Origin of the sequence: Sphingomonas sp. 3P27F8 (assembly GCF_005502745.1) — a bacterium.
Lineage (GTDB): Bacteria > Pseudomonadota > Alphaproteobacteria > Sphingomonadales > Sphingomonadaceae > Sphingomonas.
Genome location: NZ_SCNL01000003.1, coordinates 220,517 through 242,757, shown reverse-complemented (window position 1 = coordinate 242,757; position 22,241 = coordinate 220,517). Strand labels below are relative to the sequence as shown.

Here is a 22,241-nt window from a genome sequence, read left to right as displayed (position 1 = left end):
CGATGCTGACCAAGCAGGCAAAGGTACTAACGAAGGCTCAGCAAGCGACATTGGCTACATTCGTGGAGCAAACGCGATCGCCTGAACGAAATCGGGTCGTCGTCCTTCTGTCGCTGCGGGCCGGTTTGAGGGCGAAGGAAATTGCGGCCCTCACATGGGGCATGGTCACGGATGCTGAAGGTGGGCTGGCCGACGTGATTAGCCTCACGAATACGGCGGCCAAGGGCAATAATGGTGGTGGGACAATCCCGATATCGCGCGAACTCCGGCAAGCGCTCAAGAATTGGCGTGAAATTACGAATGCACCAGAATGCCAAGATAGAATTATTATAACCGAACGGGCGACAGTCACCTCCGCGCAAGTCATCGTTAATTTGTTCGCCGACTGGTATAGGCGACTGGGATTTGACGGATGTTCGAGCCATTCAGGTCGACGAACATTCATAACTAACGCTGCCAGAAATATAGGAAAATTTGGTGGAAGCCTTCGTGATGTTCAATCGCTCGCCAGGCATAGGTCACTAGCAATGACTCAGCGATACATCGAGCAGAACAGCGATGCTATGCGCAAAGTTATTGACTCACTATAGTATTAGTTTCGAAGAACGAAACAACTAATGCCGGGATTAGTAATAAGAATTCACGAGAAAGACGATTCTCGGACCTACTTTGGATCGAAAGAGGAGCGGTGATGTGAAGAAGGTAAGGGCAGGGGGAGCGCTTATTGCGGCTGCGATGCTCGCCAGCTGCGGTCGTGAGCCAGTAGATTGCACCTCAGAAGCGGCACAGGCTTCGGTCGTCGGGCTCGTCAAGGAGCAATTCGAGAAGAATTCAGTCGAGAATCTTAAAAATAAAGATGGGGAAGAGGGAGCCCCACAAGTCGGTCTGTCAAAAATTCGCGCCGTGATCAGTGCGCTTGTCGTAAATCTTGAAGATATAAGGACCTCGAAGGAGGATCCAAATTCGACCAAGAAGTTCTGCACCGCCTCGCTCGTAGTCGGTTTTACGCCTAGGCTTATCTCAGATGCGGACAAAGCCAGAGATGCCTCCGGATTTTCATCAGTTTCTGAGCTGGCCAGCGTTAACAACGTCGAGCACGTAGGAAACAAATTCAAGAGCGTCATTGATTTTAATGTTCAGCCGACGGACGATGGTAAGAAAGTTTTTGCCGAAGTGGAGACCGGCAAGGAAATGTTTAACTTTGTATCAAGCGTAATATCTTACGGATTAGCGCTTACCTCGATAGAAAATGCTAAGCGTCAGGAGGATGAGCAGACCCGTGCTCAGGCAGAGGCCCAGAGTAGCGCGTTAGCTGAACAGCACAACGCTAGTCTTGAAGCGGCAAAGGCGGAAAATCAGCTTGCCGTGCAAACTATCGCGGCTGCTTGGAAGGGAATCGGGTCAGAGACGAGGGTCCGAATACTGCCAGCGCAGAAAGCTTGGATTCGCAAGAAAGACGCGGACTGCGGCGTCGAGTCGGCTTCCGCGGCCGTCGATCCAGTCGAGCGTGAAACGGCTAGGCTCGTTTGCGACACTAGAACGACTCGGGATCGCATCAACTGGCTGGGCCAATTCCGCGACGGCGCTGCTGCCACCACCGACATTCCGCAATAAATTCAAAGCACAACACCACTTTCTGGAAGGAGAATATGATGAAGAAATTTTTGTCCAATCTCTTAATCGGCGCTGCGTTGTTGGCGGGCGTTTCCTCGCCGGCGGAGGCAACCGAGATAGTTCGAGATGGAACGTTTCAGAATGGCATCGGCGTTGGCTCGAATCCTTCGCCTTGGTCCGATTGGACAAATGCGGGAATTGTACGCGCAAGTGCGCCGGATGGGTTGCCCGGAAATTACGCAGCTATTCCTGTCGGCGGCGATCTATTTCAACGCTTCTCGCCGCTAACGAATGGAGACTATCAACTCACATTCTTCGCCAAAAATGAATCTGCTACTTTGGCTGCTTTGGTTGTAGCCGTGCAGCAAGCGGGAGGAACCGCGTATTCCACGATTCACTCCTTAGGTCTTGGAAAAGAATTGTACCTTCCAATTCAAGACGGTTTTGGAAAATATCAGATCGACTTCACCGTCAATGATCCTTCATTCAGCATAAACGAGCTATATTTTTCAAACTCATATAACTTTCCCGAGCCACTTTTGTTCGATTCCGTGAACAAGCCCGGGACCGTGGTTGACATAGCCAATGTAAGCCTTCAGCGACTTACCGGAGCTGTGCCGGAACCGTCGATCTGGTTTATGTTGATTGCGGGTTTCTTCTTTGTTGGGTATTCGCTTCGCCGTCATCCGAGAAGAGCTGTATCATACTCATGATCTCCGTTGCTTGGAAGTTTGCGGAGAACGTAAACTTCCAAGCAGAAGGAAGTAGATAAATATTTAGCGAATATGCTAGAATGGAAATTCAATATCACCCTTAACGATTATGCTGGATGCTTTTGATCCCGTGATTTCTTTGGCTACTTTGCTGCTCACAACTTGTCCGTAGAACTTCTCTAGCATTTCTATCGATGTCCCCATCTGCTTTGCGAGCAAAAATGGGCTCGTTTCCCGCGAGAGGCGGTAGGTTGCGTAGTAATGCCTTAGGGAGTAAATTGTTCTCCTCCTTCCGTCTTTTTCGGCGGGTATCTCGCAAAACTTCAGCAAAGATTTAAATGAATTTCCATAATCGTTTATTGATTTTCCATCGCGATGGCAGAAAATAAATTCATCAGGATTTGGAGACGATTTATTCTCGTCTTCTAGATCATGAGAAATTTCTCGGCACCTTAGAGCGTAAATCTTTTTCAAACTCACCTCGACGCCGGGTTGAAACACAAACTCTCTAGGGCCTGTTTTTCCAGAGGCATAGCCGATATAATACTTTTGGATATTCCCATCTTCGTCGCTCTTTGAAACAGAGGATATATCTCTCCATCTTAAGTTACGAAGTTCTCCAATCCTTAATCCGGTATACGCCAGTATCAAGAAACAGTGCCGAGCCATAAAACGGTCCCGCCAGGTTGCCAAACCATGGGACTCATTCACCCATCCCGTAGAACAATCTCTAATTTTTTTCCACTCTTGGACAGAAAATGTCGGACGGCGTTGGTCTTTTGATTTCGGAGTATTCGTCTTAGGGATCGACGTTATGTATCCCTTGTCAAGGGCGTGCTTAAAAATTGGAATAATACTGGTGCATTCCCGTTTCAGCGTGGCTGGTGAGGGGAGCTTTCTATCGAAGTTCGTCTCTCTCCAAGCCCAGTAACTTGAAAAGTCGCTGCTATTTATCGCGTCCATCCGCTTTGAGCCGAAATACTTGAGGGCATAGCTCTCAATTCGCTCGATGGTGGAGGCCCATGACCCGTTGTTTCGGGTTGTGCCGGTTGATGCGACTTGGGCTTTCCATTCTTGGTAGACCTGCTTGAACGTGCGGCTCTGTAGCGAGCCACCCGCCTTCACCTGCATGTAGAGCTCTTCGTATAGGTCGAGGGCGAACCGCTCTGCCTCGCGTTTATCCGCGGTCTTGGTCGTGACGATTTTATAGCCCGTGGCATTGGGGACGCTGATGCGCGCCTGCCACTTAGGTTTTTTGAGATTTGGTCGCTTGTAGAGGATGATGCGTCCGTCTCCACGAACGTCGATTCGCTCCTCAACTTCATTCGCCATTCGAGGCCCTCCATCCTCAAATTTAATATAGTCGGGCCGATTCGCTTCCAACTGGAATTTGTTAACGTTTTGTTGAGGGCGAAAATCACCGATTCTCGCAATCGGCGACCTTGTACGTCATTGAATTTATTATGGAAAATGGCGCACCCAAGAGGATTCGAACCTCTGGCCTCTGCCTTCGGAGGGCAGCGCTCTATCCAGCTGAGCTATGGGTGCGTGGTGTGGCGCGCCTAGCAGCGCCCGCGAAGGAATGCCAGAGGGTTATCGTTTCTTCGGTATCCTCACCGGCTGAAATTCACCCAGGCCGCAACTTGCGCCACGCATTACCGGCGAGGTGTACAGCACGGTGATGATGTCGGTGGAGCACAGCTGGCTCAGCGACGTCTGATAGGCGAAGCGCCGTTCCGAGCCGAGCCCGGGGCAGGATTGCGGCAGGGTGACGCGGTAATAGCGATCGCCGGAAAGGCGGAAATCGATCACGCGATCGTTGCGGACCAGGCTCTCCCGAAGCTGGGTGATCGGCACGCAGCTCTGCGGCTTGCCGTCCGCCACCGCGTCGGGCACCGCATTGCGATCGCGCGCCGCCCCGGGCGAGGCGAGCGCGGCGAAGGCGATGGCGGCCGGCAACAGAATACGCATGATCGTTCTCCTTCGGATCAATCCCCCGCAAAGGCATTCTTGAGCCGCGCAAAAAAGCCCTGCGTTTCCGGGCATTCGTCGCCGGTTTCGGTTTCGCGGAACATTTCCAGCAGCTCGCGCTGGCGGGTGGAAAGGCGGGTCGGGGTTTCCACGTCGATCTGGATCACGAGATCGCCATGCCCGCGCCCCTGCAACACCGGCATGCCGGCACCGCGCTGCCGAAGCTGCTTGCCGGACTGGATGCCAACCGGAATCTTCAACTCGTGAGTCTGCCCGTCGAGGCCGGGGATGGAAAGCGTGCCGCCCAGCGCCGCGGTGGTAAAGCTGATCGGCGCGCGCGCGAACAGCGTCGTGCCCTCGCGCTCGAAGATCGCGTGACGCTTGAGATGAAGGAAGATGTAGAGATCGCCGGCCGCCGCGCCGCGCGGACCGGCTTCGCCCTCGCCGGTCATGCGCACGCGGGTGCCTTCGTCCACGCCGGCCGGGATGGTGACGCTCAGCGTCTTGGTACGCTCGACCCGCCCGTCACCACGGCAATCGCGGCACGGATCGTCGATCACCTGCCCCGATCCGCTGCAAACCGGACAGGCGCGCTCGACCACGAAGAAGCCCTGCTGCGCCCGCACCTTGCCGTGTCCGGCGCAGGTGGAGCAGGTATGCGCGTGGGTGCCGGGTTTCGCGCCCGTGCCATGACAGCTTTCGCATGAGGCGGTGACGTCGATCGTGATCTCGGCCGTCTTGCCGTGATAGGCTTCCTCGAGCGTGATCTCCATGTCGTAGCGCAGATCCGCGCCACGGCGCGGCTGGTTGCGGCCGCCGCGCGCGCCGCCCATGAACTCGCCGAACACGCTCTCGAAGATATCGGAGAAGCCGCCGAAATCCTGCGCCCCGCCGCCGCCGCCGTTCTGGAAAGCGGCATGGCCGAACCGATCATAAGCCGCGCGCTTCTGCGGATCCTTCAGACAATCATAGGCTTCGCTGACCGCCTTGAACTTCGCCTCGTGATCCTTGCACCCGTCATTCTTGTCAGGGTGATATTTCATCGCCAGCTTCCGATAGGCCGACTTGATCGTCGCAGCATCGGCGCTGCGATCGATCTCAAGCAATTCGTAGAAATCAACTTCGGTCATTTACGGCCCCCGCCGCGTAATCCGCCGATCGTCGCCCCGGGCGGTACCGGGGCCTCGGGCTGGTAAAGCTGCCCGGGATACCGGCGCGAGCCGGCATGACGATCGCGGATCACGTCTACTTACGCCTTGTTGTCGTCCACTTCCGAGAATTCGGCGTCGACCACTTCCTCGCCACCGGCATGCGCGCCGGCAGTCTCGGCACCCGCGCCAGCCGGTGAGGCTTCCGCCTGCTGCTGCTTTTCGTAGATCGCCTGGCCGAGCTTCATCGCCACCTGCGCAAGCGCCTGGCTCTTCTCGTTCATCGCGTCCACGTCACCACTTTCGACCGCAGACTTGGCCGCATCGATACCGGCCTGGATCTCGGACTTCAGCGCCTCGTCGACCTTGTCGCCATTGTCGGCAAGCTGACGTTCGGTGGTGTGGATCAGGCTTTCGGCGTTGTTCTTCGCCTCGGCCGCCGCCTTGCGCTTCTTGTCCTCCTCGGCGAACTGCTCGGCGTCGCGCACCATCTGATCGATGTCGGCGTCGCTGAGGCCGCCCGAAGCCTGGATGCGGATCTGCTGCTCCTTGCCGGTGCCCTTGTCCTTCGCGGAGACGTTGACGATGCCGTTCGCGTCGATATCGAACGTCACCTCGATCTGCGGCACGCCGCGCGGGGCGGGGGGGATGCCCACCAGATCGAACTGGCCGAGCAGCTTGTTGTCCGCCGCCATCTCGCGCTCACCCTGGAACACGCGGATCGTGACGGCGCCCTGATTGTCGTCGGCCGTGGAATAGGTCTGCGACTTCTTCGTCGGGATCGTCGTGTTGCGATCGATCATCCGGGTGAACACGCCGCCCAGCGTTTCGATACCCAGCGACAGCGGGGTGACATCGAGCAGCAGCACGTCCTTCACGTCGCCCTGCAGCACGCCGGCCTGAATGGCGGCGCCCATCGCGACGACCTCATCCGGGTTCACGCCGGTGTGGGGCTCCTTGCCGAAGAACTGCTTCACGACCTCGCGGACGCGGGGCATGCGGGTCATCCCGCCGACGAGCACGACGTCCGCGATCTCGTCCGCCTTCATGCCGGCATCGGCCAGCGCTTTGCGGCACGGCTCAAGCGTGCGCTTGATGAGATCCTCGACCAGCCGCTCCAGATCGGCGCGGGTGATCGTGCGGACGAGATGCTTCGGGCCGTTCTGGTCGGCGGTGATGAACGGCAGGTTCACCTCGGTCGACTGCGCCGACGACAGCTCGATCTTCGCCTTTTCGGCCGCTTCCTTCAGACGCTGGAGCGCGAGCTTGTCCTTCGTGAGGTCGATGCCCTCGTCCTTCTTGAAGCCCTCGGCCAGGTATTCGACGATCTTGCTGTCGAAATCCTCACCACCCAGGAAGGTATCGCCATTGGTCGCCTTCACCTCGAACACGCCATCGCCGATCTCGAGGATCGAGACGTCAAACGTGCCGCCGCCAAGATCGTAGACCGCGATCGTCTTGCCGTCCTGCTTCTCCAGCCCGTAGGCGAGCGCCGCCGCGGTCGGCTCGTTGATGATGCGGAGCACCTCGAGGCCGGCGATCTGGCCGGCGTCCTTGGTCGCCTGGCGCTGCGCGTCGTTGAAATAAGCCGGCACGGTAATGACCGCCTGCGTCACCGTCTCGCCCAGATAGCTCTCGGCGGTCTCCTTCATCTTCTGCAGCGTGAAGGCGCTGATCTGCGAAGGGCTGTAATCCTTGCCGCCGGCCTGCACCCACGCGTCGCCGTTAGAACCCTTCACGATGTGATAGGGAACCAGCTCGGTATCCTTCTTGGTGACCGGATCGTCAAAGCGGCGGCCGATCAGGCGCTTCACCGCGAAGATGGTGTTGTCGCCGTTGGTGACTGCCTGGCGCTTCGCCGGCTGCCCGACCAGACGCTCGCCATCCTTGGCGAAGGCGACGATCGATGGCGTGGTGCGCGCACCTTCCGCATTCTCGATCACCTTGGGCTTGCCGCCCTCCATGACCGAAACGCACGAATTGGTGGTGCCGAGGTCGATACCGATAACTTTTGCCATGAGTGCTCTTCTAGCCCCTACATTTACCTACGTCCGCGTCCCGTGAAGCGGCGACGCGCAAACGGTGTTGACCGCCGCGATATAGGTGGCGTGCGCCTTGCCGCAAGAAGGGGAGATCGCTAGCTCTGACAAGCTGTTCCGTATAAGGAGTTACCGCTCGTGCGCACCTTCGCCACTTTCCTGCTCGCCGCGGCCGCGCTCGGCGGGTGTTCGCAGCAGAAGCAGCTTTCCGTCAGCAACGCCTGGGTGCGGCTTCCGGCGGTGACCGGCCGGCCGGCGGCGGCCTATTTCACGATCCACGGCGGCGCGGCGGACGCCACGCTCATCAACATCTCCACCGATGTCGCGGTCCGCACCGAGATGCACGAGATGAAAGCGGGCGCCAACGGCGCGATGACGATGGACGCGATTCAACAGGTGCGCGTACCCGCGCGCCAGACCGTGCGGTTCGCGCCGGGAGGGCAGCATGCGATGCTGTTCGACGTGAACCCGAGCGTGAAGCCGGGCGGGCAGATCGCCTTCACGTTCACCTTCGCCGACGGTCTGCGGATCCAGCAGCAGGCCGATGTCGTCGGCGCCGGCGATCCACCGCCCAAGGGATGAGCGCACGATAGTGAGCGACCGGGCCCTCACCGCCGGGGAGATCGCGCTCGCCCGGTCGATGTTCGGCGATGCGATCGATTATGGCGCGGTGCGAATCGCGCGGCGGCGCTGGGCGTTCTTCCAGCCGCGCGACGTGGTGATGGCGCCGCGCGGCACGATCCACTTCCATCCGCGCGGGGCAAGCTATCGCGACGATTTCGCCTGTGCGCCGACCGATCTGCAAGGGCTGTTCGTCCACGAGATGTGCCACGTATGGCAGCATCAGCGCGGCGTGTGCCTGCCGATCGCGCGGCACCCGTTCTGCCGCTACCACTACAGCTTCGTGCCCGGCTGGCCGCTGAAGCGTTACGGGATCGAGCAGCAGGCGGAAATCATCCGCCATGCCTTCCTCCTGCGCGCCGGCATCACCGTGCCGGGCGCGCCGGCGCTCGAGCGTTACGAGACGCTGCTCGGCCCGTTCCGATGCTAGCCGAACACGCGACCGAAGATCGTATCGACATGCTTCAGGTGATAGCCGAGATCGAAACGCGCGTCGATTTCCTGCGGCGAAATCGCGGCCGTCACCTCGGGATCGTTCTTGAGCAGCTCGGCGAGTGACAGGGCGCCGTCGGATTCCCACACCTTCATCGCGTTGCGCTGCACGAGCCGGTACGAATCCTCCCGGCTCACCCCCGCCTGCGTCAGCGCCAGCAGAACGCGCTGCGAATGCACGAGGCCGCCCATGCGATCGAGGTTCTTCTGCATCCGCTCCGGATAGACGAGCAGCTTGTCGATCACCCCGGTCAGCCGCGACAGCGCGAAATCGAGCGTGATCGTGGCATCCGGGCCGATATAGCGCTCGACGGACGAGTGGCTGATGTCGCGCTCATGCCACAGCGCGACATTCTCCAGCGCGGGCGTGACATAGCCGCGCACCATCCGGGCGAGGCCGGTGAGGTTTTCGGTCAGCACCGGGTTGCGCTTGTGCGGCATCGCCGACGAGCCCTTCTGGCCGGGCGAGAAATATTCCTCCGCCTCCAGCACCTCGGTGCGCTGGAGATGCCGCACCTCCACCGCAAGCCGCTCGATCGACGAGGCGATCACCCCCAGCGTCGCGAAGAACATCGCGTGGCGATCGCGCGGTATCACCTGCGTGGAGACCGGCTCGACCGACAGGCCCAGCTTGGCTGCGACATGCGCCTCCACCGCCGGATCGATATTGGCGAACGTGCCCACCGCGCCCGATATCGCACACGTCGCGATATCGGCGCGGGCGAAGGCGAGGCGATCGCGGTTGCGGCTGAACTCGGCATAGGCTTCGGCCAGCTTCAGCCCGAACGTCACCGGCTCCGCGTGGATGCCGTGGCTGCGGCCGATCGTGGGCGTCAGCTTGTGCTCATGGGCGCGGCGCTTGAGCACGTCGAGCAGCGCGTCGAGATCGGCGAGCAGGATATCGGCCGCGCGGGTGAGCTGCACCGACAGGCAGGTATCGAGCACGTCCGAGCTGGTCATGCCCTGATGCATGAACCGCGCCTCGTCGCCGACATGCTCGGCCACCCAGGTGAGGAAGGCGATCACATCATGCTTGGTCACCGCCTCGATCGCATCGATCGCGGGAACGTCGATCGCCGGATTGGTATCCCACCAGCGCCACAGGGCGGCGGCGGCCTCCTTCGGCACCACGCCGAGATCGGCAAGCGCGTCGGTGGCGTGCGCCTCGATCTCGAACCAGATGCGAAAGCGCGTTTCGGCGGACCAGAGCGCGGTCATCTCCGGGCGGGAATAGCGCGGGATCATGTTTCTTCCTCGAAGTTCGTGGCGGGTGCCGGAGTCGGCGGTTTCGCCGCCGCGTAGCAGCGCGGGCCAGTCAGGCCAACCGCCGGCTCTTTTTGGCCGGAGGGGTGGACAGCGGGCGGAGGCGATCGCATCTCCCGAGCGAAATCCAGCTTCAAGCAAGGTGAGCAAGATGAGCCAGAACGATCGCCCCGCACGCGGGCTTTATATTGCCGGCGAATGGCGCACGGGCGGCGGTCGCGAGGAACAGGAGGTGCTCAATCCGGCGACCGGCGCGGTGATCGGCACCGTTCCGCATGCATCGGCGGCAGACCTGCAAGAGGCGCTGGAGGTGGCCGAGCGCGGCTTTCACGCATGGCGCAAGACGCCGGGCGAGCAGCGCGCGGCTGTCCTTTCGCGCACGGCGGCGCTGATCCGCGAACGCGCCGACGAGCTCGCCGCCATTGCCACCGAGGAACAGGGCAAGCCGATCGTCGAAGCGCGCGGCGAGGCGCTGGGCGCGGCGGGCATCCTCGAATTCCATGCTGGCGAGGCGACGCGCATCTACGGCCGCGTGCTGCCACGCCCGGCGGGATCACGCAGCCTTGTTCTGAAGCAGCCGGTCGGCCCGGTCGCGGCGTTCTGCGCGTGGAATTTTCCGCTGCTCAATGTCGTGCGCAAGCTTTCGCCGGCGATCGCATCAGGCTGTTCGGTGATCCTGAAGCCGAGCGAGGAAACCCCCGCGAGCGCAGCGGCGATCCTGCGGTGTTTCCAGGATGCCGGATTGCCCGGCGATGTGGCGCAGATCGTATTCGGCGTGCCGGATACGGTGTCGCGCACATTGCTCGCCTCGCCGGTCACGCGCAAGCTCAGCTTCACCGGCTCGGTGCCGGTCGGCAAGCATCTGATGCGGCTGGCGGCGGACAGCGTGATGAAGATGACGATGGAGCTGGGCGGCCACGCGCCGGTGCTGGTGTTCGACGATTGCGATCTGGAGAAGACGCTGGACATGGTTGTCGCGCACAAGTTCCGCAATGCGGGGCAGGTCTGCGTGGCACCGACGCGTTTCTATGTGCAGGACGGCATCTATGACCGGTTCGCCGCCGGGTTTGCCGATCGCACGCGCGCCCTGGCCGTCGGCGACGGCAGCGCCGCGGGAACGAAGATGGGGCCGCTGGCCAATCCACGGCGCCCCGAAGCGATCGAGGCGCTGGTCGAGAACGCGCGCGAGATCGGCGCGCGCGTGCTGGTGGGCGGCGGGCGCGGGGAGGGCGACGGCTTTTTCTATCGCCCCACCGTCATCGCGGACGTTCCGCTGGAAGCGAAGGCGATGAACGACGAGCCGTTCGGCCCGCTCGCGCTGCTGCGCCGCTTCGGGACGCTGGACGAGGCGATCGAGCAGGCGAACCGGCTGCCCTTCGGGCTGGCTTCCTATTGCTTCACCGAGAACGGGCGCCGTCAGGCGATCCTGGGCGACGCGGTGGAATCGGGCATGGTGTGCATCAACAACGTGCGCGCCTCATGGCCGGACGCGCCGTTCGGCGGCGTGAAAGACTCGGGGTTCGGCTCCGAGGACGGGCCGGAGGGCATCGAGGCGCACATGATCACGAAGTCCGTGCACGTCAGCTGAGCGCCGGCGCGGCGTGGGGCCGGGGGTGTCAGCGCACCCCCAGCCCGCGCGCGATGATGCCGCGCAATATCTCGCGCGTGCCGCCGCGCAGCGAGAAGCTGGGCGCGTTGAGCATCGTATGCGCCAGCACCGCGACGAAATCGCAGGTCGAGGCGCGATCCGGCTCGGCATCGACCAGGCTGCGTGCGATTTCCGGCATGTCCTGCTCGAACGTCGCGCCGAGATCCTTCACGATCGCGGCGTGCACGGCGGGGTTCTCGCCCGCCTCCAGCAACGCCGCCACCCCGCGCGACAGCCGCCGCAGCACCACCAGATGCGCGGTGAGCCGCCCCAGCGCCAGCCGCGCGGCATCGCCGGGCGCGTCGCGCAGCACCGCGATCAGTTCGAGCAGCAATTGCATCGACGACAGGAAACGCTCCGGCCCGCTGCGCTCGAACGCCAGCTCGCTCATCACCTGGTTCCAGCCGTCGCCTTCCCTGCCGATGAGCGCGGACGCGGGGATGAACGCGTCTTCGAAGTGCACCTCGTTGAAATGGTGCTGCCCGGCGAGATCGATGATCGGGCGGATCGTCATGCCGTCCGTGGCATGCATATCGACCAGCAACTGGCTGGTGCCGGCCTGCCGGTCGGTGGAGGCGCCGCTCGTGCGGCAGAACAGGATCATATAGTCGGCATGATGCGCGCCGGTGGTCCACAATTTCGTACCGGTCACGCGCCAGCCGCCGTCCACCGGCGTAGCGCGGGTGCGCGTCGCCGCAAGATCGGAACCGGAATCCGGCTCGCTCATCCCGATGCAGAACACGGTTTCGCCCGCCGCGATGCCGGGCAGTATCGTCGCCTTCTGCTCCTCGGTGCCGAACTTGAGCAGGCTTGGCCCGCTCTGCCGGTCCGCGATCCAGTGCGCCGCTACCGGTGCGCCGGCGGCGAGCGTCTCCTCCACCACGACATAGCGCTCGAACGCGCTGCGCTCATGCCCGCCATACCGTTTCGGCCAGGTCATGCCGAGCCATCCCCGCGCTCCCATCGCGCGGCTGAAATCGCGATCGAAGCCGTTCCAGCTTTCGGCGCGGGACACTGGCGGGCGCGTCGCGAGCTGCGCCGCCAGGAACGCGCGGACCTCACCACGCAATTCCTCTGCCGCGGGTGATGGCGGCGGGGAGGGGAAGCGGAACCCGGTCATGCTGCGGCCACCATCGGCCAATAGCCTTCGGGGCCGGCGGATAACGCACGGTAGCCGACGATCTTCGCCCAGTAGGCCGCGCCGCCGAATTCGTCGCGCCACCCCCACAGGCTGGTGGTGAAAAGGTGCAGACGATGCTCCGCGGTGAAGCCGATCGCGCCGTGAAGCTGATGCGCGATGCCGTTCGCCCGGCCAACCGCCTCGCCGATCCGGACACGTGCGACCGCGATCGCGAAGCCAGCCGCCTGCGGATCGTCGAGCAGCGCGTCAGCGGCGAGATCCGCAGCCGCCGACGCCGCCGCGACTTCGCCCGCCAGCTTCGCCAGTTCCTGCTGGATCGCCTGGAATTTCGCCAGCGGACGACCGAACTGCACACGATCGGATACATGGGCGACCGTCATCTCGAGCACCCGTTCGAGCGCCCCGGCGCATTGCAGGGCGCGAACCAGTGCGCCGCGCTCGATCAGCCCGCCCGCGATCGTGGCGGAATGGCCAGGGTACGGTAGGCGCAGCGAGTCGCGCGGCAGGCCGGCGATGTTCGCACTCTCGCGCTCGGTCACGACACCCGTATCGATCCGGCCGATCCCCGCCGATGTCTCCACCACGAACGTCCGGCAATATCGCCCCCATGCGACCCGCGCGTCGCCGCCCTGCGGCACCAGCGCGGCGGGGCCGTCCGCCAACGGCAGGCCCGCCTCCGCCAGTGTCGCGTTGGCGAGCATGGTTTCGCCGAGCGGCAGCGGCACGGCATGGCGACCGAACAGCCGGATCAGTTCCAGCGCATCGCGCGGATCGAGCCCGAACCCGCCGGCGCTTTCCGGAACCAGCGCCAGGGGCACGCCCTGATCCTCCAGCGCGCGCCACAGCTCATCGGGCCATTCGCCGGACCGGGCGGCATGCATCGTCCGTTCGTCAAGCCGCGCGTCGAGCAGCCGCTCGATCGACTCGGTCAGGATCGTGGCAATCTCGCTCACGCGCTCTCCATCGCAATCTTTGCTATCGTTGCAAACCGCTCTAAGCCGTTTCGATTAGGGCGCAACAGGCGAGTAAAGCGTGACGACCAGGCTGTTCCACGTCAGCGACATCCACTTCGGCGCGGAGGATCCGGCGGCGCTCGACTGGTTTGCCGAGCGCGTCGCCGAAGAGAAACCCGATGCCGTCATCATGACCGGCGACCTCACGATGCGCGCGCGCCGATGGGAGTTCGACGCGGGCGGGCGGTGGTTGCGCGCGCTCGGCGTGCCGGTGACGCTGGAGGTCGGCAACCACGATCTGCCTTATTACTGGGATCCGCTCCGGCGATTGTTCACGCCTTATCGCCGCTATGGCGCGGCCGAGAAGCTTATCGAGCGTCCGCTCGAGATCGACGGCATATCGATCATCCCGCTCAAGACCACCGCGCGCGCGCAGCTTCGCTGGAACTGGTCGAAGGGGCGGGTGAGCCGGAATTCGCTCTCGAACGCGCTGGCGCTGATCGCCGATGCGCCGAAAGGCAATCTGATCTTCGTCGCCGGGCATCATCCGCTGATCGAGGGGCCGACGACCGGATCGGGCCGCACGCGCGGCGGCGCGCGGGCGCTCGCCGCATTTGCGGAGGCGGGCGCACATGCGGTGCTTTCCGGGCATGTGCACGATCCGTTCGACATCCCTTACGACCGTGATGGCTGGCGCGTGCGCCTGATCGGGGCGGGGACGCTGTCGAAGCGGTTGCGCCAGACGCCGCCCAGCTTCAACGAGATCCGCGTTCAGGGCAATCGCTTCGAAACGCTGGTGCGAACGCTTTCGTCCCGCCTGCCGACTTCGATCAGCGCCGCGACCGATGCCGGCGCGACACGCTGACGCCACCATTGCGATCGGCACTGCCGCCCCCTAAGGCGCACCGCATGGAGCGGCTGGACGGCGGCTCGGCGATCCCGCCGCACCTCGCGGGGGGCATCGTCGCGCTCGGAAATTTTGACGGTTTCCACCTGGGACACCAGGCGGTGGTTGGTCGCGCGGTCGAGCAGGCGCGCGCGGAGGGGCGGCCCGCGCTGGTCGCCACGTTCGATCCGCATCCGGTGCGCCACTTCCTCCCCGCCACGCCGCCGTTCCGCCTCTCCACGCTCGATCAGCGCGAGCGGCTGTTCGCGGATGCCGGCGTGGACGGGATGATCGTCCTCCAGTTCGACGGCGAGCTGGCCGCGCTTTCCGCCGAGGCTTTCGTCCGCAATCGGCTCGCCGGGCTGCTGCGGGTGGGCGGCGTCGTGACCGGCGAGGATTTCACCTTCGGCCACAACAAGAGCGGCAATACAGCCGCGCTCGCCGCTTTCGGCGCGCGTTACGGCTTCACCGCTGCGACAGTCGACGCGGTGATGCTCGATGGCGCGCCCGTATCCTCCAGCCGCATCCGCGATGCGCTGCGTTCCGGCAATCCGCGCGAGGCTGCGCGGCTGCTCACCCGGCCATGGGCGATCGAGGGGCAGGTGCAGCACGGCGACAAGCTGGGGCGCGAGATCGGCTATCCCACCGCCAATATCGACATGGGCAAATATCTGCGCCCCGCCTACGGCATCTACGCCGTGCGCGGGCGGCTCGCGGATGGCCGCGTGCTCGACGGCGCAGCGAATCTCGGCATCCGGCCGAGCTTCGATCCGCCCAAGGAACTGCTGGAGCCATATTTCTTCGACTTCGGCGAAGACCTTTACGGCCAGCGGATCGAGGTGGAACTGATCGACTATCTGCGCCCCGAGGCGAAGTTCGACACACTCGAAGCACTGGTGGCGCAGATGGGCGCGGATTGCGATCGCGCGCGGGCGATCCTTGCCGCGTAACGGGCAACGCACATTCGGCATGACGCGGCCATATTCCCGCGCTAATGCCGCGCGCACTCATGGCTGACGCATCCGACACCACCAAGCGCGACTGGCGCGACACCGTCTTCCTGCCGAAGACAGATTTCCCGATGAAGGCCGGGCTGCCGCAGAAGGAGCCTGCGATCCTGGAACGCTGGCAGAAGCTGGGCCTGTACCAGCGGCTGCGCGAGGCGCGGAACGGCCGGGAGAAGTTCATCCTTCACGATGGCCCGCCCTATGCCAACGGCGACATGCACATCGGCCATGCGCTGAACCACATCCTGAAGGACATGGTTGTCCGCACCCAGACGCTGCTGGGGAAGGACGCGCCCTATGTGCCCGGCTGGGATTGCCACGGCCTGCCGATCGAATGGAAGGTCGAGGAGGAATATCGCAAGAAGAAGCTGAACAAGGACGAGGTGCCGCCGCGCGAATTCCGCGCCGAATGCCGCGCCTATGCCCAGCATTGGGTCAACACCCAGCGCGAGCAATTGAAGCGGCTCGGCATCAACGGCGACTGGGACAAGCCCTATCTCACGATGGACTATGCCGCTGAGGCGACGATCGTCGGCGAGCTGATGAAGTTCGCCGAGAGCGGCCAGCTCTATCGCGGGGCGAAGCCGGTGATGTGGTCGCCCGTCGAAAAGACCGCTCTGGCCGAGGCCGAGGTGGAATATGAGGACATCACCTCCACCCAGATCGACGTTGCGTTCGAGATCGTCGAGGCGCCGAACGCGCCGGAACTGGTCGGCGCGCATGCGGTGATCTGGACGACGACGCCGTGGACGATCCCGGTCAATCAGGCGTTGGCTTATGGGCCGGAGGTTGAGTATGTTGTTATAAATCTTCGCTATTTCTTCTCGGATGACCCGGGCAAGACGGTGCTTGAAGGATGTAAGCGAGAAGGCCCATATATTGTTGCCAAGACTTTGGTCGATTCCTTTGTGAGTCGACTTGAGCGAGCCGAAACGAATGAGTTGGCTGGCGACCTATCAGGCCAAAAAGTCGAGGCGGACGTCGGCTTATCCGAGCCTTTTCTCGGAGCTAAGCTCGCCGGAGCGGTCGCCCATCACCCTATGCACCACCTCGGCGGCTTCTTCGCGAAGCCCCGTCCGTTCCTCGCCGGCGATTTCGTCACCACGGACGCCGGCACAGGCCTTGTCCACATGGCCCCGGACCACGGCGAGGACGATTTCGAGCTGTGCAAGGCGAACGGCATCGACCCTGTGTTCGCGGTCGATGCGAGCGGCTTCTACCGCGAGGATTGGGCGTGGCTCGGCGGGCAGGGCAGCGTCATCAACAAGAAGTTCGTCGCCAGCGATGGGCCGATCTGCACCGACCTGCGCGCGGCGGGGGCGCTGCTCGCGGCGTCGGACGATTTCAAGCACAGCTATCCGCATTCGTGGCGTTCCAAGGCGAAGGTGATCTTCCGCTGCACGCCGCAATGGTTCATCCCGGTGGACAAGCCGATCGAAGGCGGCGACACGCTGCGCCAGAAGGCGGTCGCCGCGATCGCCGCGACACGGTTCGTGCCTGAGAAGGGGCGTAACCGCATCGGCGCGATGGTGGAGGGGCGGCCCGATTGGGTGATCTCCCGCCAGCGCGCGTGGGGGGTGCCGATCGCCTTGTTCGTGAACCGCAAGACGGGGAAAGAGCTGTGCGATCCGGCGGTCAACGCGCGGATCGTCGCGGCCTTCCGCGCCGAGGGCGTCGATGCGTGGAGCGACGAGGCCGCGCCCGCGCTGCTCGGCCCGGATTACGATTTCGCCGATTACGAGCGCGTCACCGACATTCTCGACGTGTGGTTCGATTCAGGCTGCACCCACGCGTTCGTGCTGGATAGCGGCCGCTGGCCCGAACTGCGCTGGCCGGCGGACCTTTATCTCGAGGGGTCCGACCAGCATCGCGGCTGGTTCCAGTCATCGTTGCTGGAAAGCTGCGGCACGCGCGGGCGGGCGCCTTATGACGCGGTGCTGACGCACGGCTTCACGATGGATGCCAAGGGCATGAAAATGTCCAAGTCGCTGGGCAACACCGTCAATCCGCTCGATCTGATGAAGGAATATGGCGCGGATATCCTGCGGCTGTGGGCGCTGTCGGTGGATTTCACCGAGGACCATCGCATCGGGAAGGAAATCCTCGCCGGCGTGGCCGATCAGTATCGCAAGCTGCGCAACACCTTCCGCTATCTGCTCGGCGCGCTCGACGGGTTCGACGAGGGCGAGCGGCTGCCGGTTGCCGAATGGCCGGAGCTGGAGCGCTACATGCTCCATCTCGTCCACGCGCTCGACGGCCAGCTTCGGCAGGCGATCGCGGACTTTGACTTCAATACCTACGTCCGCCTGCTGAGCGATTTCGCGAACGAGGATCTGTCGGCGTTCTTCTTCGATATCCGCAAGGATTCGCTCTATTGCGATGCGCCGACCGATACGAAGCGGCGCGCCTATCGCACGATGCTGGACGTGCTGTTTCACGCGCTGACGCGCTGGGCCGCGCCGGTGCTGACCTTCACCGCGGAGGAAGTGTGGCAGTCGCGCTTCCCGAGCGAGGATGGATCGGTGCATCTCCTCGAATGGCCGGAATTGCCCGTCGAAAGCGGCGAGGACGTAAGCCAGCGCTGGCTCGCCGTCCGCGCCCTTCGCGTGCGCGTGACCGAAGCGATCGAGCCGCTGCGCCGCGAGAAGATCGTCCGCTCCAGCCTGGAGGCCGAGGTGACGGTGCCGGAAATGCCGCTCGCGGCGGATGCGCTTGCGGAAGCGTTCATCGTGGCGCAGGTTTCGCCGGGCGACGACGTGACTGTGGCGCGCACCGACTATCACAAATGCGGGCGCTGCTGGCGGTTGCTGCCGGAGGTCGCGGAGGATGACGGGCTGTGTAACCGCTGCGCCAAGGTCGTCGCCGGGGTGACGGCATGACGCGCACTATCCCCCGCATCGGGCTGATCGCGGCGGCGGCGCTGTTCGTGCTCGATCAGCTCGTCAAATGGATCGTCACCGGGCCGCTCGGGCTCGATTATCTCGGCGCGGTGCGCGAGATCGCGCCGATCTTCGATCTGCGCTTCGTGCAGAACGTGGGCGTCAGCCTGGGCATGTTGCGCGCGGAGAGCGAGACGGGGCGCTGGCTGCTGGTGGCGTTGACCGGCGCGATCGCGGCGGGCGTATTGTTCTGGATGTGGCGCGAGAGGAACCGCGTTGATCAGATCGCGCTCGGGCTGGTGCTGGGCGGGGCGATCGGCAACATCGTCGATCGGGTGCGGTTCGGCTATGTCGTCGATTTCGCCGACCTGCATTTCGGCGAGTGGCGTCCGTTTTTGGTCTTCAATGTCGCCGATGCGGCGATTACGATTGGTGTGCTTATCCTGCTGGTGCGCGCGCTCCTGATGCGCGACAAGCCCGGCAAGCCTGTGGAGAATCGATAATGCGTAAGATCGTCGTCGCCGGAGCCGGCATCGCCGCGCTCGCCCTGCTCGCCGGTTGCGGCAAGCGCGGCTACGATCGGGCGCGCCCCGACGAGTTCGCCGTCGCGCGCCAGCCCTCGCTGGTGATCCCGCCCGATTTCGCGCTCGTTCCGCCCACCCCGGGCGCAGCGCGCGTTCAGGCGAACAACGCCGCGCAGACCCAGACGCTGGAAGCGCTGTTCGGCGCCGCGCGGCGCGATCCGGCCGAGGCGGCGACGATCGGCCAGACCGGCGGCACGGCGGACGCCGGCATCCGTTCCTCCGTGGGCGATCCCAAGACCAACGTGGTCGACAAGGGGCAGACCACCCGCGATATCGTCGCCGCGCCGGAGGGTGACGGTCAGGACGCACGGGCGGCGACCCCCAAGTAAACGGGGGCCGACCGGCGCCGGACGGGCTCAGCCCAGCGCGGCGCGAAACCTGTCCAGCCCGCGTTCCAGATCCGCGATCAGATCGTCCGCGTCCTCCAGGCCGATCTGGAGCCGCACGAGCGGCCCGCCGAAATCAGGCGTCGTCACGCTACGGTATTTCTCCGGGTCGACCGGGAGCGCGAGGCTCTCGAAGCCGCCCCAGGAATAACCGATCCCGAAGTGATCGAGCCCATCGATCAGCGCCGCGCGCTCCCGCTCGCCGCCGCCATCGAGCGCGAACGAGAACAATCCGCTCGCGCCGCTGAAATCGCGCGCGAACAAGGCGTGGCCGGGGCAGGAGGGCAGCGCAGGATGCAGCACACGTGCCACCTCAGGCCGGGTTTCCAGCCAGCGGGCGATGGCAAGCGCGCTGTGGTGATGCCGCTCCAGCCGGAGGTGCATCGTCCGCAGGCCCCGGCTGCCGAGCCAGGAATCGTCCGGGCTGGCGACCTGTCCGAGCTGAAAGCTGGTATCGCGCAACCTCGCGAAGCGCCCTTTCGCCGCCGTCACCGATCCGAGCATCACATCCGAATGACCGACGACATATTTCGTGCAGGCAAGGATCGAATAATCCACCCCGCGCTCGATCGCGCGGAAATTGAGCGGCGTCGCCCAGGTATTGTCGAGCAGGGTGACGATCCCGCGCGCCCTGGCCGCCGCAACGATCGCGGGCACGTCCTGCACCTCGAAGGTGAGGCTGCCGGGGCTCTCCATGAAGATGGCGCGCGTTCGTTCGCCGATCAGATCGGCGATGCCGGCGCCGATCAGTGGATCGTAGAAGCGCGTCGCGATCCCCATCCGCCTGAGCAGCCCGTTCGCCAGCGAGCGCGTGGGATCATAAGCGGAGTCCGGCATCAGCAGTTCGTCGCCGGGCGACAGGACGCTGAGCAGCGCGGCGGCAATCGCGGCCACGCCGGAGGGATAGAGGAAGGTCGCCTCCGCGCCAGGCTCCAGCTCGGTCAGCGCATCGGCGAAGCTCCATTGAGTCGGGGTGCCGCGTCTGCCGTAGAACAGCCGATGGTGCGTGTCGGTACGCGCATACTCGCGCAGATGGGCAACGTCGTCATACAGGATCGTCGAGGCGCGCCAGACAGGGGCGTTGACGACGCCGCCGGTCCATTCCTTTCGGCGCCCGGCCGAAACGACGCGGGTGGCGTCGGCGATCTTGCCATTATCGCCGCTCACCGGCCGGTCTCCTTCGGCAGGTCCGGGCTTGCGCCCCATTCGGCCCAGCTACCGTCATAGACCGCCACATCACGACCGAGCAGATGCGCGGCAAAGGCGATGATCGAGGCGGTGACGCCGGAGCCGCACGTGGCCACCAGTGGCCGGTCAAGATCGACGCCGTTTTCGGCGAACACGCCGGCCAGTGCCTCGCGCGACAGCCATGTTCCGTCGCCATTGAAGAAGCGGCCATAAGGGATGTTGACCGCGCCGGGGATATGGCCAGGCACCACGCCGGGGCGTGGCTCCGGCTCTTCTCCCGCGAAGCGCGCCGCCGAGCGTGCGTCCACCACCTGCTCCGCCTGTGTGCCGAGGTTTGCGCGCATCGCCGCCATATCCCGCACCCCCGCACCATGCGTGCGCGGCGAGATATGGCGCGGGCGTGGCGGCGTCGGATCGTCGGTCAGCGGCCGGCCCTCGGCGCGCCATTTCGCGAGCCCCCCATCCAGGATCGCGACATCGGGCACGCCAAAGCTGCGCATCATCATCCACGCGCGCGCGGCCGTATGATGCGGCGACTCGTCATAAAGCACGATGCGCGTCCCATCCCCGAGGCCCAGTGCGGCCATCCGGCTGGCGAACTTCTCCACCGGCGGCAGCATCATCGGCGCAGGATTTGCCGTATCCACGATCTCGGCGAGATCGAGGAACACCGCGCCTGGAATGTGCGCGTCGCGATATTCCGAGGCGCCATCACGCCCGTCGCCGGGGAGAAACCAGGAGCAATCCGCGATGCGCAGATCGGGGGCGCCGAGCGTATCGGCCAGCCATTTCGTGGAGACAAGCGATTCCATGCCCGGCCCTTAGCGTGCCTGGCGGGTGACGCGAAAGTGGCGCGAGCGATCCCAGCGAAATGCCCGGAAAGATGCCGCGCTTACGTTGCCTTCATATTGCTCGATACATTGTTGAACGTGGTCTTCAGCTTGTTGCCCAAGCCACCCATCGCCGAAATCGCAGCCACTGCGATCAATGCCGCGATCAGGCCATATTCGATTGCCGTCGCCGCCTTTTTGTCCCGCAGGAATTTGAAAATCACAAGCTTTGTCCCGCTCCGATCGTCCAGATCGGATGCGTTTGCCGCAAATCATTTCATTTTTAATTAATTTACCGTGATCGTCACCCGCACCATATTGGCGAGCTGACGGTAGCATCCGGTCGATCGCGCGCCTATCTGGCGCCGCATGACGCTCCATCTCGGCCATGCCAGCACGCTGCCACCCTCGCCCGAAGAGGCGATACTCGATTACGTACCGAACCCGCGCCCCGGGCGCAGCTATGCCGTGCGCTTCGTCGCGCCCGAGTTCACCTCGCTGTGCCCGGTAACGGGCCAGCCCGATTTCGCGCATCTGGTGATCGACTATCTGCCCGGCGCCACGATCGTCGAATCCAAATCGCTCAAGCTGTTCCTCGGATCGTTTCGCAACCATGCGGCGTTCCATGAGGATTGCACGGTCGGAATCGGTGAACGGCTGGCTCACGAGATGAAGCCGCAATGGCTGCGTATCGGCGGCTATTGGTATCCCCGGGGGGGCATTCCGATCGACGTGTTCTGGCAGACTGGGGCGCCACCGGCGGGATTGTGGATACCCGATCAGGGCGTTCCGCCGTATCGCGGGCGCGGCTGATCTCGATCAGCATGGTTTTATCGTGCTGCGATGCACAAAATATGCAACTATCCACGCAGTCGCCG

At 63.6% G+C, this 22,241-nt stretch carries 22 protein-coding genes and 1 tRNA gene; 12 read left to right on the top strand and 11 right to left on the bottom strand.

The features are described from left to right. The first annotated feature begins 2 nt into the window (after positions 1–2). The 3 genes from FFS35_RS05845 to FFS35_RS05835 all read left to right on the top strand — a co-directional run bounded on the left by FFS35_RS05845 (position 3) and on the right by FFS35_RS05835 (position 2,327). Positions 3–590: a site-specific integrase gene (locus tag FFS35_RS05845; protein ID WP_137786182.1), complete on the top strand. Its 588-nt coding sequence runs from the start codon at positions 3–5 to the stop codon at positions 588–590. 103 nt (positions 591–693) lie between these two features. Further along, complete coding sequence (locus FFS35_RS05840) at positions 694–1,614, top strand: lysozyme inhibitor LprI family protein (protein ID WP_137786181.1); 921 nt, start codon at positions 694–696, stop codon at positions 1,612–1,614. Positions 1,615–1,652: 38 nt separating this feature from the next. Beyond that, a complete protein-coding gene (locus FFS35_RS05835; RefSeq protein ID WP_137786180.1) occupies positions 1,653–2,327 on the top strand; it encodes a PEP-CTERM sorting domain-containing protein in 675 nt (224 codons plus the stop codon). Positions 2,328–2,402: 75 nt separating this feature from the next. Here FFS35_RS05835 and FFS35_RS05830 read toward each other — a convergent pair whose 3' ends face one another. The 5 genes from FFS35_RS05830 to dnaK all read right to left on the bottom strand — a co-directional run bounded on the left by FFS35_RS05830 (position 2,403) and on the right by dnaK (position 7,464). Then, the gene (locus FFS35_RS05830; RefSeq protein WP_137786179.1) at positions 2,403–3,659 is read right to left on the bottom strand and encodes a site-specific integrase; all 1,257 of its coding nucleotides are present in this window, start codon (positions 3,657–3,659) and stop codon (positions 2,403–2,405) included. Between the two features lie 139 nt (positions 3,660–3,798). Further along, positions 3,799–3,875, bottom strand: a tRNA-Arg gene (locus tag FFS35_RS05825). Between the two features lie 45 nt (positions 3,876–3,920). Continuing rightward, positions 3,921–4,298, bottom strand: a complete 378-nt coding sequence (locus tag FFS35_RS05820) for a hypothetical protein (RefSeq protein WP_137786178.1) — start codon at positions 4,296–4,298, stop codon at positions 3,921–3,923. Positions 4,299–4,315: 17 nt separating this feature from the next. Next, positions 4,316–5,428: a molecular chaperone DnaJ gene (gene dnaJ, locus FFS35_RS05815; protein ID WP_137786177.1), complete on the bottom strand. Its 1,113-nt coding sequence runs from the start codon at positions 5,426–5,428 to the stop codon at positions 4,316–4,318. 119 nt (positions 5,429–5,547) lie between these two features. Then, positions 5,548–7,464 carry a molecular chaperone DnaK gene (gene dnaK, locus FFS35_RS05810; RefSeq protein ID WP_137786176.1) on the bottom strand — a complete coding sequence of 639 codons (1,917 nt, stop codon included), beginning with the start codon at positions 7,462–7,464 and terminating at the stop codon, positions 5,548–5,550. Between the two features lie 159 nt (positions 7,465–7,623). Between dnaK and FFS35_RS05805 the strand changes: the two genes are divergently transcribed. Both FFS35_RS05805 and FFS35_RS05800 read left to right on the top strand, forming a co-directional pair. After that, positions 7,624–8,067 (top strand): copper chaperone PCu(A)C, encoded by a 444-nt coding sequence (locus FFS35_RS05805; protein ID WP_137786175.1) that lies wholly within the window; start codon positions 7,624–7,626, stop codon positions 8,065–8,067. Further along, positions 8,030–8,536, top strand: a complete 507-nt coding sequence (locus FFS35_RS05800; RefSeq protein ID WP_137786174.1) for a vgr related protein — start codon at positions 8,030–8,032, stop codon at positions 8,534–8,536. The genes FFS35_RS05805 and FFS35_RS05800 overlap by 38 nt, the downstream gene beginning before the upstream one ends. Here FFS35_RS05800 and purB read toward each other — a convergent pair. Then, the gene (gene purB / locus FFS35_RS05795; protein ID WP_137786173.1) at positions 8,533–9,843 is read right to left on the bottom strand and encodes an adenylosuccinate lyase; all 1,311 of its coding nucleotides are present in this window, start codon (positions 9,841–9,843) and stop codon (positions 8,533–8,535) included. The two genes, FFS35_RS05800 and purB, sit on opposite strands and share 4 nt — an antisense overlap. 169 nt (positions 9,844–10,012) lie before the next feature. Between purB and FFS35_RS05790 the strand changes: the two genes are divergently transcribed. Next, entirely contained in the window at positions 10,013–11,449 is a 1,437-nt protein-coding gene (locus FFS35_RS05790; RefSeq protein ID WP_137786172.1) for an NAD-dependent succinate-semialdehyde dehydrogenase, read from the top strand. A gap of 28 nt (positions 11,450–11,477) precedes the next feature. Here the strand turns inward: FFS35_RS05790 and FFS35_RS05785 are convergent, their stop codons facing one another. After that, positions 11,478–12,629: an acyl-CoA dehydrogenase family protein gene (locus FFS35_RS05785; protein WP_137786171.1), complete on the bottom strand. Its 1,152-nt coding sequence runs from the start codon at positions 12,627–12,629 to the stop codon at positions 11,478–11,480. Further along, on the bottom strand, positions 12,626–13,603 hold the full coding sequence (locus FFS35_RS05780) for an acyl-CoA dehydrogenase family protein (RefSeq protein ID WP_137786170.1): 978 nt from the start codon (positions 13,601–13,603) through the stop codon (positions 12,626–12,628). The genes FFS35_RS05785 and FFS35_RS05780 overlap by 4 nt, the downstream gene beginning before the upstream one ends. Before the next feature lie 79 nt (positions 13,604–13,682). Between FFS35_RS05780 and FFS35_RS05775 the strand changes: the two genes are divergently transcribed. Genes FFS35_RS05775 through FFS35_RS05755 form a run of 5 tightly spaced genes read left to right on the top strand, consistent with a single transcriptional unit; the run spans position 13,683 to position 19,288 of the window. Then, a complete protein-coding gene (locus FFS35_RS05775; protein WP_249341473.1) occupies positions 13,683–14,468 on the top strand; it encodes a metallophosphoesterase in 786 nt (261 codons plus the stop codon). A 44-nt stretch (positions 14,469–14,512) separates the two neighbouring features. Then, positions 14,513–15,439, top strand: a complete 927-nt coding sequence (locus tag FFS35_RS05770; protein ID WP_137786169.1) for a bifunctional riboflavin kinase/FAD synthetase — start codon at positions 14,513–14,515, stop codon at positions 15,437–15,439. Between the two features lie 59 nt (positions 15,440–15,498). Continuing rightward, the gene (gene ileS, locus FFS35_RS05765) at positions 15,499–18,375 is read left to right on the top strand and encodes an isoleucine--tRNA ligase (protein WP_137786168.1); all 2,877 of its coding nucleotides are present in this window, start codon (positions 15,499–15,501) and stop codon (positions 18,373–18,375) included. Then, a complete protein-coding gene (gene lspA, locus FFS35_RS05760) occupies positions 18,372–18,878 on the top strand; it encodes a signal peptidase II (RefSeq protein WP_137786167.1) in 507 nt (168 codons plus the stop codon). The genes ileS and lspA overlap by 4 nt, the downstream gene beginning before the upstream one ends. Then, a complete protein-coding gene (locus FFS35_RS05755) occupies positions 18,878–19,288 on the top strand; it encodes a DUF3035 domain-containing protein (RefSeq protein ID WP_137786166.1) in 411 nt (136 codons plus the stop codon). The genes lspA and FFS35_RS05755 overlap by 1 nt, the downstream gene beginning before the upstream one ends. Before the next feature lie 27 nt (positions 19,289–19,315). Here the strand turns inward: FFS35_RS05755 and metC are convergent, their stop codons facing one another. The 3 genes from metC to FFS35_RS05740 form a co-directional block, all read right to left on the bottom strand. Continuing rightward, complete coding sequence (gene metC / locus FFS35_RS05750) at positions 19,316–20,551, bottom strand: cystathionine beta-lyase (protein WP_137786165.1); 1,236 nt, start codon at positions 20,549–20,551, stop codon at positions 19,316–19,318. Continuing rightward, entirely contained in the window at positions 20,509–21,345 is an 837-nt protein-coding gene (locus FFS35_RS05745) for a sulfurtransferase (protein ID WP_137786164.1), read from the bottom strand. The genes metC and FFS35_RS05745 overlap by 43 nt, the downstream gene beginning before the upstream one ends. A gap of 80 nt (positions 21,346–21,425) precedes the next feature. After that, complete coding sequence (locus FFS35_RS05740; protein ID WP_171007535.1) at positions 21,426–21,584, bottom strand: Flp family type IVb pilin; 159 nt, start codon at positions 21,582–21,584, stop codon at positions 21,426–21,428. 148 nt (positions 21,585–21,732) lie between these two features. Between FFS35_RS05740 and queF the strand changes: the two genes are divergently transcribed. Beyond that, positions 21,733–22,176 (top strand): preQ(1) synthase, encoded by a 444-nt coding sequence (gene queF, locus FFS35_RS05735; protein ID WP_137786163.1) that lies wholly within the window; start codon positions 21,733–21,735, stop codon positions 22,174–22,176. Positions 22,177–22,241 lie beyond the last annotated feature (65 nt).

What these genes read in the sequence shown, in the direction of transcription:
- FFS35_RS05845 (WP_137786182.1), top strand. Translation starts at nt 3, where the DNA reads ATGCTGACCAAGCAGGCAAAGGTACTAACGAAGGCTCAGCAAGCGACA.
- FFS35_RS05835 (WP_137786180.1), top strand. Translation starts at nt 1,653, where the DNA reads ATGAAGAAATTTTTGTCCAATCTCTTAATCGGCGCTGCGTTGTTGGCG.
- FFS35_RS05830 (WP_137786179.1), bottom strand. Translation starts at nt 3,659, where the DNA reads ATGGCGAATGAAGTTGAGGAGCGAATCGACGTTCGTGGAGACGGACGC.
- FFS35_RS05820 (WP_137786178.1), bottom strand. Translation starts at nt 4,298, where the DNA reads ATGCGTATTCTGTTGCCGGCCGCCATCGCCTTCGCCGCGCTCGCCTCG.
- dnaJ (WP_137786177.1), bottom strand. Translation starts at nt 5,428, where the DNA reads ATGACCGAAGTTGATTTCTACGAATTGCTTGAGATCGATCGCAGCGCC.
- dnaK (WP_137786176.1), bottom strand. Translation starts at nt 7,464, where the DNA reads ATGGCAAAAGTTATCGGTATCGACCTCGGCACCACCAATTCGTGCGTT.
- FFS35_RS05800 (WP_137786174.1), top strand. Translation starts at nt 8,030, where the DNA reads ATGTCGTCGGCGCCGGCGATCCACCGCCCAAGGGATGAGCGCACGATA.
- purB (WP_137786173.1), bottom strand. Translation starts at nt 9,843, where the DNA reads ATGATCCCGCGCTATTCCCGCCCGGAGATGACCGCGCTCTGGTCCGCC.
- FFS35_RS05790 (WP_137786172.1), top strand. Translation starts at nt 10,013, where the DNA reads ATGAGCCAGAACGATCGCCCCGCACGCGGGCTTTATATTGCCGGCGAA.
- FFS35_RS05785 (WP_137786171.1), bottom strand. Translation starts at nt 12,629, where the DNA reads ATGACCGGGTTCCGCTTCCCCTCCCCGCCGCCATCACCCGCGGCAGAG.
- FFS35_RS05770 (WP_137786169.1), top strand. Translation starts at nt 14,513, where the DNA reads ATGGAGCGGCTGGACGGCGGCTCGGCGATCCCGCCGCACCTCGCGGGG.
- ileS (WP_137786168.1), top strand. Translation starts at nt 15,499, where the DNA reads ATGGCTGACGCATCCGACACCACCAAGCGCGACTGGCGCGACACCGTC.
- lspA (WP_137786167.1), top strand. Translation starts at nt 18,372, where the DNA reads ATGACGCGCACTATCCCCCGCATCGGGCTGATCGCGGCGGCGGCGCTG.
- FFS35_RS05755 (WP_137786166.1), top strand. Translation starts at nt 18,878, where the DNA reads ATGCGTAAGATCGTCGTCGCCGGAGCCGGCATCGCCGCGCTCGCCCTG.
- metC (WP_137786165.1), bottom strand. Translation starts at nt 20,551, where the DNA reads ATGGGGCGCAAGCCCGGACCTGCCGAAGGAGACCGGCCGGTGAGCGGC.
- FFS35_RS05745 (WP_137786164.1), bottom strand. Translation starts at nt 21,345, where the DNA reads ATGGAATCGCTTGTCTCCACGAAATGGCTGGCCGATACGCTCGGCGCC.
- queF (WP_137786163.1), top strand. Translation starts at nt 21,733, where the DNA reads ATGACGCTCCATCTCGGCCATGCCAGCACGCTGCCACCCTCGCCCGAA.